This window comes from Litchfieldia stipae (genome assembly GCF_014837155.1).
In the GTDB taxonomy this organism is placed as follows: domain Bacteria; phylum Bacillota; class Bacilli; order Bacillales; family Bacillaceae_L; genus Litchfieldia.
The window spans coordinates 214,442-227,442 of record NZ_JACYHA010000002.1 but is presented as its reverse complement, the minus strand read 5'-3'; the positions used below and the strand labels follow the sequence as shown (position 1 = coordinate 227,442).

Below are 13,001 nucleotides of genomic sequence, written 5' to 3'. Positions count from 1 at the left end.
TTATGTACGAAGGAAGATGTAGTCATCCTCGCTTCAATGTTAAAAATTCTATTGGTTGGACAATGTATTCATTTAGTATAATAATTCTAGAAGAATGATTTGAGTGCTCTTGATAAGCGAATAACATTTCATGATAAAAATCAACGAATTTCCTTACAATCAAAATATTACGCTTAGAGAACAAACCGGATCGATTACAAATAATATTTTCATATTTTTCAACTAGCTTTCGAATTGATTTCAGTACTTTATGAAAGTCTTTTAATGAATATATATCAGTTAAATTTTGAACAAACTGCTGGATTTCACTTGATAAATAATTGCTTAATCTCTGGTTAATGTCCTTTAGTTCTGGTACTTCATCTGGATCAACAAAAATAAATTGACGTAACATCACTAAGTCTGTTTTCACAGGTTCATTTAGAAAAGCCAGATAGATTCTTAACGTATTAAAAGCATCATACATTGGGTTGTGCTTTTCACCAATGAAATGTAATCCATATAGTGCTAATGCATTTTCTACAGAAAATTGATTTTTTGTCACTCTTTTTGTGAATATCTCTTGGAAATCCACATATCTTTTCTCGATTTTTTTTATTGTACTTGGAGAGATATCGTGGAGTACAGCATCTATTTTCAAGCGTGATAAATCACTTTTAGACCAAGAGAAGAAACGTGTTTTCTTAATCCCACCAACCCATTCAATAAATAGGTCAAACACTTCATGAAAGCTTGGAGCACCAATTAAATCTTCATCTTTTATTCCTGTTAATTGCTTACAAAAATAAGACAATTTTTTAAAATGAATTGGACGAATATAGTGATCGAAATAGTCCACTTTTTCTGTATCGATATCATATTTAACAGCACCTAATCGAATACTCTCCATATCTGAAAATGTCATACCATTGGTAGAACAGAGCATTTCAAAGTCGAAAAATACATATTGCTTTATTTCTGCCATAAATTCACCCCCTATCTAACAGGCTATTATAATTGAAGTATACAATTCTAGAAACAATCAATATATTCCAATCTAGGAGATTTAAAGCATTACATACAAATGAATTATATTCTTTGAAAAAGGGAGGATGACAAAAATGCAACAATCCAATTTAGTTTGGTATGCCAGTTATGGTTCAAATTTAGATCGAAATCGCTTTTTATGCTATATCGAAGGAGGAATGCCTAAGGGTTCTTCGAAGAAGGAGAGGGGATGTAAGGATAAAACACATCCATTAATCGAAAAGGATATCATCATACCACACTCCTTATATTTTGCAAAAAATGCAGCAAGATGGAATCATGGTGGTGTTGCGTTTATAGGTCATGAAACAAAAATAGATGATTTTACATTTGGTAGAATGTATTTAATCACTGCAGACCAATTTAAGGATGTCGTCAGACAAGAAAATGATGATAACACTTTAGATATAAATTTAACTGAGGTAATTGATAAAAAGGCATCTACTTTTAGGAATTCTTGGTATGGTCATATCATCCATCTAGGTGAACAAGACCTATACCCAATATTTACATTTACTTCTTTTTGGGATCAAGGAGATGTACCATATCAGGGTCCTTCAGATGAATATTTATCAACTATTTTGAGAGGGATAAAGAATACGTATACGATGACTGATGAAGAATTGATAAATTATATAAAAAATAAAAAAGGGATAAAAGATAATCTAAGCATTAATCATATTAAAACTTTACTATAAAAATAAATACGAGTGAACCTAGTCTTATTGGTTCACTCGTTTAAATTCGATTAAGAGTAATCTTTGTTGCCTGCTGCATCCGAGCTGCAATGTGAATGGCTTCTTTTAATTTCCATTTATCCTCTTTAGACAAATCTAAAATTCTAATTTCATTTGAAATAGGTTGACCTTCAGAGAGTTGATGGAGGTTATGTTTTAAACGATAATAATGCAAATAATGTAGGGCTGTTTTTGCATTTTCAACATCTCTTGGGTGCATTGCCTTTATCTCTTTTAATCGATGAAGTCGTTGTATTGTATTAACCTCTTTAATTCCATACTTAATTGCATAAATCCGAACAGTGTTTATTATTTGAATTAAACCTATTTTTTTAATGTCAAGGATTTTTGTTTTCTTCGTTCGATTTATCATCCCAAGTGGACCGACTGGAATTTTCCATCTCAAAGAATCCTTTACCAGTAGAAACTGCAACAAATTTGACCCTTGTACAGTTTCAATAAGAAATGTTCGTACTTCTTCTGCTAGAGAAAAATCACCATAAATGGGTCTAAAATCGTAAAACATCGTGAATCGCTGAATTTCTTCTGCATCTAATTCTTTCTTCCATGATTGAATATCTTCTTTCCATTGATCTATTGTTTTTCTCTATTTAAGTTCCTTAGCCATAATCAAACCAGTACACTCTGGAAATCCAACTTCATTTAAATGAGTATTCAATTTGGTTGTGAAGATCTGGAAATACCGATCAACATGGACATTGTTTTTGTAATTATCAATAATTAAACCATTATCTTGATCGGTGTGAAGCCCTTGTTCTTCTCGTGCCTGACTTCCCATGATAATAAAGCAATAATTGACTGGTGGCTTGCCATGACCTTCAATTTTCATTTCATGTTCTGTCAATTTAATCAACTGACGATGGATCATATCATTATGCTTTGATATTACCTCCGTTGCATCATAGGCGAAATTTTCATGTTCTAGTATTTCATATATAAATGATTGGAACATTGAATTTTTTGTAGTCCCAAATTCTCTTAATTGTGAGATTTGCTCAACATTTAAGACTTGATAAGAGAGTTCAAGAAAACTAGACGCATTTAAATGTAAGAATGACCGAGGCGTTAACATCCCAATGACTCTGTTTTGATTTAATACAGGTAGAATTTGAATATGATCATATTTTAGATACGCTAATGCTTCATAAGTGAAGGTATTGGCCGTAACTTTAAAATAATTTTTGTTATACCAGTTTTCAACTAGATCTGTTTTCTCTCCAGCTATTATATAATCAAGTAAATCTGAATAAGACAGAGTACCCACTAATGTTTTATCGTCTTGACAAACGATTAATCCACTCAAGTCATGTTTTTTCATAAGGTTAGCTGCTTGAATAAGCGTTGCAGTAGGGGAGATAAATACGGGAGGTGTCATAAATGTTTTAACCCTTGTACTTAATAAGCGAATGTTATTATCGTCATCATTAGATGCATTACTTTTTATTTCATTGTATAAGGTCTGCATTCTTTCTCCGATACTTTCCCAAATCACTTTAGAGAAAGTAGAGTTCTCTAGCATAATATTGAAAAAATGTGCTTTACTTAATTTGAATACAGTACAGTCTTCTAATGCTTGAACAGAAAAGTTCAATTCTCCACTTGTGAACATCACCATAAGACCCACTATATCTCCAGGATAATAATATCTTAATGACACTTGCTTCCCATTTGACTGATGTAGAATATTTTTAGCAAGGCCATCGATTAAGAAATATAAATCTAAATCTTCAATTGATTCATTTTCATGAAAGATAAACTCTCCCTTTCTAAAATGCACACTCTGGGCATCAGTAACAACAGTACTTAATTCTTCATACGTTAATTGATCAAAAAGGTAATAATCTTTCAATAAAGATTGTAGTTTTTGTTCATGTGTCACATTTTCTCCTCCTTATATAGGATTACATTAACCCTAACATATATTTATTAGATAAAAAAACGAAAACACTTAATTCTCAGAAATTGAATTACTATACAATTTAGTTATTTATCCCACTCGAAGGGTAGCGCTTACAACAAATAGTTTCATAAAAATACAATATTTTTAGAAAAAAAGATTGTAAATTTACTATTAATTCATTATAATTAAATCATTGTTAGGAAATATAACATTGAATGTGAGGTAATCAAACATGTCGGAAGCAACAGTATCTCAAACAACAATTAATACTATTACACTTGAATCTATTACAGAAACAATTAAAACAAAATCAGTTGAACTATTACATTTACAATTTGTCGATATTGAAGGGATTTTGAAGCATGTTACAGTCACAGCTGAACAATTAGAAGATGTTGTTGAAGGGAAAATTATGTTTGATGGCTCTTCTATCAAAGGATTTTCTCCAATTAATAAATCAGACCTTTATCTAGTACCAGACCTTTCAACATTCGCTGTATTACCTTGGTCAGTTGAAGAAGGATATTCAGAAGCTCGATTCTTATGCTCGGTTTCAAATCCTGATGGAACTTTATTTGAAGGAGATACTCGTAATGTTCTAAAAAAGACGGTTGAACGTGCTGCAAATCACGGCTATTCAATTTCTGTAGGACCTGAATTAGAATTTTTCTTATTTAAAGCAGATGAAAATGGAAACCCAACATTTGAATTAGGTGATAATGGTGGATACTTTGAGCCATCACCAAAGGATTATGGTGAGCGTGTTCGTTTAGAAATTTATAAGGCATTAAAAGCAATGGGGTTCACAATTGAAGCTTCGCATCATGAAGTAGCAGAAGGACAACATGAAATCAATTTCAAATATGCAGATGCACTTGGAGCAGCTGATTTAGCTACTACCTATAAATGGGTTGTGAAAACTGTTGCAAATCAATTTGGATTACATGCAACATTCATGCCGAAGCCAGTATTTGGAATTAATGGTTCTGGAATGCATGTAAACATGTCATTCTTTAAAGATGGCGAAAATTTATTCTATGATGCAGATGGCAAACATCAGCTCTCAGAGGAAGCATACAAATTTATCGCTGGTGTTCTTGAGAATATGAAGAGCATTGTTGCAATTACTAATCCATTAGTTAACTCTTACAAGCGTCTGGTTCCGGGTTATGAAGCACCTTGTTATATTGCTTGGTCTCCTTCTAATCGTTCTGCGTTAATCAGAATCCCAGCAAAACGTGGAATGGCAACTCGTGTTGAGCTTCGTTGTCCAGATCCATCAGCAAATCCATATTTAGCATTTGCTGCAATTGCTTCAGCTGGTCTTGAGGGGATTGAAAAAGGATTAACACCTCCTGCTTCAATTGATGAAGACATCTTCCATATGTCAGAAGAAGAGCGTTTCGGTTTAGGGATTGAGAATTTACCTGGAAGTCTTGAAGCTGCAATTGCTGAATTAGAGAACTCTGAAATCGGACTCAAAACATTAGGAAAACATGTATACGGTGAATACATTGGTATGAAAAAAGCTGAGTGGGATGACTATAGAACAGCTGTCCATACTTGGGAATTAGTTAACTACCAATCAAAATTCTAATAGGAAATAGTGGGGTGAAAGCCTCACTATTTTTATGAGATTTTATTTTTTGACAGATATATCAAAAAGTTTTGATTTGACTTATTACTTGTATATCTATTGACCAATCTGGCTTATATAGATAAATTTAAATGTACAATGATTTTATGGAGGGAATTATGAATTTAATTAAAAAACTGATCTTCGTTTTTCTCGGTCTATTACTTACTTCGCTTGGAATCAAACTTCTTTCTCTTAGTCTACTAACGTTTGGTGGTACTGCAGGAATTGCCACAATTCTTACATACATTACTGAAGCATCTTGGGGAATTTGGTTTTTTATTGTTAACTTACCATTCTTTATTATCTCTTATCAGCAATTAGGGAAATGGTTTACCCTATCTAGTCTACTCTCTATAACAGCCATCTCATTCATTCGCGACCTACTAGACTTATGGATTCCTCCTTTTGAAATGAATATGCTCATTGCAGCAATACTTTCTGGATTATTAATTGGAATTGGTGTAACATTTGTTCTAAATAATGGGTCATCGCTTGGTGGAATTCATATACTTGGTCTCTTTTTTGAGAAGAAATTAGGATTAAATAGAGGTTTAGTCATTTTTATTTGTGATTCATTAATCATTTTATTCGCACTTGCAATTGTAGGCTGGTCAAAGGCTTTACTTTCTGTGTTATGTATTTTCATTGCAAGTAGTTTAATTGGCAGATATAAAAAATCACCAATAAAGAAAATGGAAAAGGATAGCGTCGCTACATTAGAAAAAGAACAAATTCGCGTTTAATTTTAGGAAATATATTGAAATTAATGCCAGCAATTGATACTATTTTAAAAGATTGTTTTTATAAAGGGGCATAATTTATGAAGTGTGTATCAATAGATTTAGATGGAACATTACTTAATTCAGAGCACCAGATTTCTGATGAAGATCATGCTGTTATTCATGATTTGAAAACTAAAGGAATTGATGTGATTATTAATACAGGTCGTCAATATAAGGATGTTATCAAAATACCAGGAGTGACAGAATTAAATTGCCCTATTTTTTGTTTAAATGGTTCTATGATTTTTTCTGAAACTGGTGAGACCTTATATGAGACAACAATCCCTCTAACGCTATACAAGGATCTTATTCAAGAATTAAAAGATCTTCATGTTGGTATTTTAGTTTATACCAACCAGGGTGGCTATCCTGCGACATTGCCACAATTACGAGGAAAAACTAGTGAAGAAATTCAAACAATGTTTGATGAGCAAGACTACGATCGTATATTAGAATTGGATCATTTAAAAATATATAAAATAATTGCTTGGGTAGAAAGTGCACAAAGTCATCGAATTAAAGAAGTAAGAAATCGTCTTCTATTAATCGATGAAATATCATGTTCTTCTTCTTTTCCAAATAATGTTGAAATAACATCTTCAGACGCACAAAAAGGAAAAGCGATACGCCGATTTGAAGAAATGAGAGGAAAGAAATACGCTGAAATTTATTCATTTGGTGATGGTGGAAACGATCTTTCACAATTTGACATATCAACGATGTCATTTGCGATGGATAATGCACCAGAGGCTATTAAAGAACGTGCCACACATGTAACAAAGAGTAATAATGATAGTGGAGTATCATATGCAATTAAGAATATATTGAAATTAGTATAGAAGATTACTTCCAAGAATTATACAAAAAGGACTATGTTGATGAAGCGACATAGTCCTTTTTAGTAGTGTAAAATAAGTAGTAGAATGCTAAAGATTATAAATATGTAAAAAGGAATAAAGGAGCTGTTTTCAATGAAGTTATTTCACACTGCAGATTGGCACTTAGGTAAGCTTGTTCAAGGAATATATATGACGGAAGATCAAGAATATGTATTACAGCAATTTATAGACAAGATTGAAGAAGAAAAACCTGATGCTGTCATCATTGCTGGTGATTTATATGACAGAGCAGTTCCACCTACAGAAGCTGTTCATTTATTAGACAAACTACTAGAGAAAATTGTCATTGATTTGAATACACCAGTATTAGCCATTGCAGGAAACCATGATAGTCCAGGTCGTTTGCATTTTGGAAGTCAGTTGATGAAAAACAATGGCTATCATATTGTCGGCCAACTAAGCAAAGAGCTTCGTCCTGTCATTTTAAATGATCAACATGGTGAAGTCCATTTTCACCTAATCCCATATACTGACCCAAGCTATGTAAGACACTTATTTGATGATGAAAAAATACGTTCTCATCATGATGCGATGAAGAAAATAACTGATCACATTATTGAAAATTACGATAAGACTGCAAGACATGTTCTTGTTGGACATGCTTTTGTGACACCATCTGGTGAGGAAAAAGAAAATACTAGTGATTCGGAACGTCCACTTGCAATTGGTGGAGCTGAGCATGTGAGTGCTGGCCTATTTACAAATTTCCATTACACCGCTTTAGGTCATTTACATCAGGCCCACTTTGTTCTTAATGAAACGATTAGATATGCTGGTTCACCTCTTAAATATTCGATATCAGAGGAAAATCACAAAAAAGGCTTTCTAGTTGTTGAGTTAGATGGAGAAGGTAACGTCACAATTGATAAGCGAGAACTTATCCCAAGAAGAAATGTTCGAACGGTAGAATCAACGATTGTTGATTTAATGAATCATGAGCGAAATGATGATTATGTATTTGTTCGCTTACTTGATGAAACGCCTGTACTATCACCAATGGAAAAAATCCGCTCCGTTTATCCTAATGCAATGCATGTTGAACGTAAAATTCCTATCTTACAAAAAAATGATCAAGATGACACCAAAGAAATAATCGAACGACATAAAATGGATGATTTATCACTTTTTCATGCCTTTTATCAAGAAGTGAAAGGAACAGAGGCATCTGAAGAAACGGAAACTATCTTCAAAGAAATTTTACAAGAATTTCTACATCATCAAAACGAGACACACACTGTGAATAAAGATCTAGTTACAAAATCATAAAGGGGGAGAAAACTAGTGAAGCCAATAAGGTTAATAATGACTGCTTTTGGTCCTTATAGAGATAGTGAGACAATCGATTTTAGAGAATTGAAGGAAAACAGACTATTTGTTGTGTCTGGTTCAACAGGAGCAGGAAAAACGACCATTTTTGATGCGATTTCCTTTGCTCTTTATGGATCTGCAAGTGGTGAGGATCGAAGTGAAACAAAGATGTTACGAAGTGATTTTGCAGATGATGAAACACATACATGTGTAGAGCTTGAGTTTGAACTGCGCGAAAGAAAATATCGAATTTTAAGACAGTTAAGCCATGTCAAACAAGGCAATAAAAGTGCAACAGGTGAGAAATATGAATTTTATGAAATATGCTCTGATGGGGAGAAGCCGTGTGTTGACAGGCAAATTGTTTCAGAAATCAATAAAAAAGTCGAAGAATTAATAGGGCTTACTCAGGATCAATTCAGTCAAATCGTTATGTTACCACAAGGAGAATTTAGAAAACTACTAACCTCTCAAACAGAAAATAAAGAGGAAATTCTAAGGAAAATCTTCAAAACTGACTCCTACAAGAAAATGAGTGAACGATTAAAAGAAAAGAAAGCTGTAACCAATGAAATCTATAATCAAGAAGTGATTAAACGCGACTCTTATTTGAAGAGTATCTCATCTGTGCTACCAATGAGAGAAGATTCAACACTAATCTCTGTATTAGCTCAGGAACAATATAATGTTAACCAAGTCTTAGCTGCTTTAGAAGAAGAAGTTTCGTATTATGAAAACCAAATGGAAAAAGACCAGTCAAACTATGATCTTGCATATCAAAAACATGATTTAAAATTGGCTGAATTCCATATCGCAAACTCGTTAAATGAACGATTCAATGTCCTTATTGAAAAAAACAAAAAACTTGAGCAATTGAATAATCAGGTTGCAGAAATAGAATTGAAAGAAAAACAGTTTGAACAGGGGGAAAGAGCTAGTCATCTTCAAGCATATGAGAACCAATTGAATTCCCTTATTCAGGAAGTGCTTCATAAAACAAACACATATGAAGAGTCCTTAACTCATGAAAAAGTAGCAAAACAACGATTAGAACAAATTCAAATACAATTCGAAGTCGAAAAAAATAAAAAAACAGAACGTGAAAATACTGCTGCACTTCTTACACGATTAAAGAGCTATTTACCAGAAGTAAAAGATTTAAAGAAGAGAAAAGACTTACATCTTGAATTAACTAAAAGAATGAATTATTACTCTGATTTAATAAACGATTATTCGAATAAAATCGATTCAACACGTCAAGAGAAAGAAGACTTAGCAAAGCAAATAAAAGAAAAGGAAAGAACAGTTGATCAGTTGCCGGAAATTCAAGAAAAACATGCTCAATTAAGAGAACAATATAAAACCATTAATGAAGTGATAAGAATACAAAAGCAAGTGGAAACACTTGAAGTTGACCTTAAGAATGCAGAAAATGCTTATCACAATTGGTCTGAACAGTATAAGCAAATCGAGAATGCTTGGGTCAATTCACAAGCAAGTGTACTTGCTGCACATCTACATGATGGCAACGCTTGTCCAGTTTGTGGAAGTCTAGAGCATCCGAAAAAGGCAAATGAAAATGAGATCATTGTTACTAAAGAACAGCTTGATGCCTCTAAACAAGAAAGTAACACGTATGAAACAAAGTTCCGTACAATTCAAGCTGAATATCGAACATCTTTTGAACAGTTGAACATAAAACTGAAAGAAGTGACAAGCTTAACAACAGCTTCAATAAACGATGAAGCTGAGTATTTAGTTGCAGAAGGAAAAAAATTACGAATGACTCTTGATCACTTGCAACAAATTCGTTCTACTTTACAGCCACTAAGAGATAAATTTGACACGATTGAAAAAGAGCTAGATTTAACGACTCAAAAGAAAGTAAATGTAGAAAAGGAATACCTTGAAACCAAGACTGCTTATGATACAAATAAAGCAATCCTTGAAAACAAACAACAAATCATACCTGAAGAAATGCAAATATTAACAAAGCTAGAAACAAGAATTTTAGAAACCGAACAATATAGAGCAGCACTCGAGAATGCCTGGGAACAGGTTCAAAATGAATATCAACAAGCAACAGCATCTCTATCAACAGCTAGTTTAAATGTTGAACACGCAAGAAAACAATTAAATGAAGTCATCTCGAAAAAACTAGAAGCATCTCATCAGTTTGACCAAGCACTTCATGCAGCATCATTTGAATCAAAAGATGATTATGTTAAATCGAAACAACCAAAAGAGAAATTAGAACAATTAAAAAACGAATTCACGACATTTAAACAACTTCACCATTCATTAACACAGCAAGTAAATGAACTAGAACTTGAGTTAAAGGATAAGAAGTCTGTTGATTTAACTGAAATGGAACAGACATTAAAAGAATTAAAACATGCATATGAAACAGCACTTCATGCATACAACTTATCAAAAGATTACAAGTCTGAGGGAGAACAGTTATTACGTAATATTCGTACTTCTAATGAGCAAGTAGCAACACATGAAAAGCAGTTATCAATTATAACAGATTTATACGATATGGTTAGAGGACAAAACCAGAAGAAAATATCATTTGAACGATATATTCAAATTGAATATTTAGAGCAAATTATTCAGGCTGCGAACGAAAGACTCAAGACTTTGTCAAATGGTCAATTCTATTTAATACGAAGTGACCGTCAAGAAAGTCGTGGTAAACAAAGTGGACTTGGTCTAGATGTGTATGATGCCTATACTGGTATGACTAGAGATGTGAAAACCTTATCTGGTGGAGAGAAATTTAATGCATCACTTTGTTTAGCTTTAGGAATGGCAGATGTGATTCAAAGCTTTCAAGGTGGAGTTTCTATTGAAACGATGTTCATTGATGAAGGATTTGGCTCTCTTGATGAAGAATCGCTATACAAATCCATTGATACACTTATTGAACTTCAACAATCTGGTCGCATGATAGGCGTTATATCACACGTTCAAGAACTAAAAGCAGCTATACCAGCCATACTTGAAGTCTCAAAAACAAAAGAAGGCTATAGCCAAACACAATTTATCTTGAAATAGCCTACGTTGATTAATTAATAGAGACTGAATTATAAACGTATAACAATTTATGAATCAGTCTCTGTATTATACTAATAATAGATATGATTGGAAATAATAGTAATTCATAATGATAAATGAGAAGGTGATGAATTGCATAAAAAGCCAATAACAATAGCATTATCCGTATTCTTCCTAATATTATTGGTCTCCATATATATACACTTCTATAAAGCAAATGATGTCCAAGCATTTGAAGAGGGAAATGATTTGACTAAAACATTAAATCAAATGATTAATAAAGAACCACAATTACAAGGAAGTTTGACTGGGGTCAGTATCCGCTCTGCTAAAACAGGTGAAATCCTTTATGAGCATATTGGAGATACCAGATTAAGACCTGCCTCTAATTTAAAGCTATTTACCTCTGCCGCGGCTCTTTCCGTTTTAGGGAAAGATTATCGATTTAAAACACAACTATTAACAGATGGAAAAATAAAAAATGAGACGTTGAATGGTAATTTATATATTAAGGGAAATGGTGACCCTACATTATTAAAAGAAGACCTTGATAAGATGGTGAAAGAACTTCACGAACATGGGATAAAAAAAGTAAACGGAAACCTGATTGGTGATGATACATATTATGATTCTATTAGGTATTCCGTTGATTTGCCATGGAGTGATGAAACTACATATTATGGTGCACAAATATCAGCCTTGACAGTCTCGCCAGACAAAGACTATGACGCAGGAACAATCATAGTTGAAGTTTCGCCAGGAAAAAAAGTAAATGATGAAGCAATCGTTAAATTAAGTCCAGCTACAGATTACCTTGTCATCAAAAATGAAACTAAAACCATTGAAAATAAAGGGAAACACCTTATAAAGATAGAACGTGAGCATGGGGAAAATATTATTCACGTCACTGGCACTATTCCATTAAAAGGGAGATTAGTTAAAGAGTGGGTTTCTGTTTGGGAACCAACAAATTACGTCGTTCATTTACTAGCATCATCACTACAGTCAAATGAGATTGAAGTTAAGGGGAATTTGAAAACTGGTGTTACTCCCAATGGTGCAGATCTCCTTGTCGATCATCAGTCAATGACTTTGTCCAATTTACTTGTTCCTTTTATGAAATTAAGTAATAATGGTCACGGTGAAACGTTAGTGAAAGCGATGGGAAAAGTGAAGAATGACGAAGGTACTTGGGAGTCAGGGATTGAGATTGTAAATAATGAATTAACTAATTTGGGGATTAACTCTGATAAACTTCTGATTCGAGATGGTTCAGGAATTTCACATGTCAACTTAGTAACCCCAAATGAAGTGACCAATCTATTATATCTTGTTCAATCAAAACCCTGGTTTGATCATTATCTTGATTCACTACCTGTATCTGGATTTAATGAACGATTACTTGGAGGAACATTAAGATATCGATTAACTTCACCCACCTTATTAGGGAAAGTAAGAGCAAAAACTGGTACAATTACATCCGTTAGCTCATTGTCTGGATATCTTGAAACTAAAACAGGTGAAACTCTCATTTTTTCAATCATCTTAAATAACTTATTAGATGAATCAATCGGGAAAAAGATTGAAGATCAAATGATAAATACAATCTATGAGCATTATGAATGAATA

10 protein-coding genes are annotated in these 13,001 nt (G+C 33.1%); 7 read left to right on the top strand and 3 right to left on the bottom strand.

Annotated features, from left to right (window positions below):
* Window positions 1–22: 22 nt before the first annotated feature.
* Window positions 23–964: a 3'-5' exonuclease gene (locus F7888_RS03265; protein WP_191777147.1), complete on the bottom strand. Its 942-nt coding sequence runs from the start codon at window positions 962–964 to the stop codon at window positions 23–25.
* A 136-nt stretch (window positions 965–1,100) separates the two neighbouring features.
* On the opposite strand from F7888_RS03265, the gene F7888_RS03260 reads away from it, so the two are divergent.
* Window positions 1,101–1,724 carry a hypothetical protein gene (locus F7888_RS03260; protein ID WP_225228577.1) on the top strand — a complete coding sequence of 208 codons (624 nt, stop codon included), beginning with the start codon at window positions 1,101–1,103 and terminating at the stop codon, window positions 1,722–1,724.
* 40 nt (window positions 1,725–1,764) lie between these two features.
* On the opposite strand, the gene F7888_RS03255 is transcribed toward F7888_RS03260, so the two are convergent.
* Window positions 1,765–2,289 (bottom strand): putative nucleotidyltransferase substrate binding domain-containing protein, encoded by a 525-nt coding sequence (locus tag F7888_RS03255; RefSeq protein ID WP_191777144.1) that lies wholly within the window; start codon window positions 2,287–2,289, stop codon window positions 1,765–1,767.
* 81 nt (window positions 2,290–2,370) lie between these two features.
* Window positions 2,371–3,663, bottom strand: coding sequence for a DUF294 nucleotidyltransferase-like domain-containing protein (locus F7888_RS03250; RefSeq protein ID WP_191777142.1), 1,293 nt, complete (start codon window positions 3,661–3,663; stop codon window positions 2,371–2,373).
* A 253-nt stretch (window positions 3,664–3,916) separates the two neighbouring features.
* Between F7888_RS03250 and glnA the strand changes: the two genes are divergently transcribed.
* From glnA to dacB, 6 genes are all read left to right on the top strand, one after another.
* Window positions 3,917–5,281, top strand: a complete 1,365-nt coding sequence (glnA, locus tag F7888_RS03245; protein ID WP_191777140.1) for a type I glutamate--ammonia ligase — start codon at window positions 3,917–3,919, stop codon at window positions 5,279–5,281.
* A gap of 158 nt (window positions 5,282–5,439) precedes the next feature.
* Window positions 5,440–6,066: a YitT family protein gene (locus tag F7888_RS03240; RefSeq protein ID WP_191777139.1), complete on the top strand. Its 627-nt coding sequence runs from the start codon at window positions 5,440–5,442 to the stop codon at window positions 6,064–6,066.
* A 77-nt stretch (window positions 6,067–6,143) separates the two neighbouring features.
* On the top strand, window positions 6,144–6,944 hold the full coding sequence (locus tag F7888_RS03235) for an HAD family hydrolase (protein ID WP_191777138.1): 801 nt from the start codon (window positions 6,144–6,146) through the stop codon (window positions 6,942–6,944).
* Between the two features lie 132 nt (window positions 6,945–7,076).
* Window positions 7,077–8,270: an exonuclease SbcCD subunit D gene (locus tag F7888_RS03230; protein ID WP_191777137.1), complete on the top strand. Its 1,194-nt coding sequence runs from the start codon at window positions 7,077–7,079 to the stop codon at window positions 8,268–8,270.
* Between the two features lie 15 nt (window positions 8,271–8,285).
* Entirely contained in the window at window positions 8,286–11,372 is a 3,087-nt protein-coding gene (locus tag F7888_RS03225) for an AAA family ATPase (RefSeq protein ID WP_191777136.1), read from the top strand.
* A 132-nt stretch (window positions 11,373–11,504) separates the two neighbouring features.
* Window positions 11,505–12,998, top strand: a complete 1,494-nt coding sequence (dacB, locus tag F7888_RS03220; RefSeq protein ID WP_191777135.1) for a D-alanyl-D-alanine carboxypeptidase/D-alanyl-D-alanine endopeptidase — start codon at window positions 11,505–11,507, stop codon at window positions 12,996–12,998.
* The last annotated feature ends 3 nt before the right edge of the window (window positions 12,999–13,001 follow it).

Excerpts from the sequence above, each read along its gene's own strand:
- F7888_RS03255 (WP_191777144.1), bottom strand. The coding sequence starts at position 2,289 with ATGTTTTACGATTTTAGACCCATTTATGGTGATTTTTCTCTAGCAGAA.
- F7888_RS03240 (WP_191777139.1), top strand. The coding sequence starts at position 5,440 with ATGAATTTAATTAAAAAACTGATCTTCGTTTTTCTCGGTCTATTACTT.
- glnA (WP_191777140.1), top strand. The coding sequence starts at position 3,917 with ATGTCGGAAGCAACAGTATCTCAAACAACAATTAATACTATTACACTT.
- F7888_RS03235 (WP_191777138.1), top strand. The coding sequence starts at position 6,144 with ATGAAGTGTGTATCAATAGATTTAGATGGAACATTACTTAATTCAGAG.
- F7888_RS03260 (WP_225228577.1), top strand. The coding sequence starts at position 1,101 with ATGCAACAATCCAATTTAGTTTGGTATGCCAGTTATGGTTCAAATTTA.
- F7888_RS03230 (WP_191777137.1), top strand. The coding sequence starts at position 7,077 with ATGAAGTTATTTCACACTGCAGATTGGCACTTAGGTAAGCTTGTTCAA.
- F7888_RS03265 (WP_191777147.1), bottom strand. The coding sequence starts at position 964 with ATGGCAGAAATAAAGCAATATGTATTTTTCGACTTTGAAATGCTCTGT.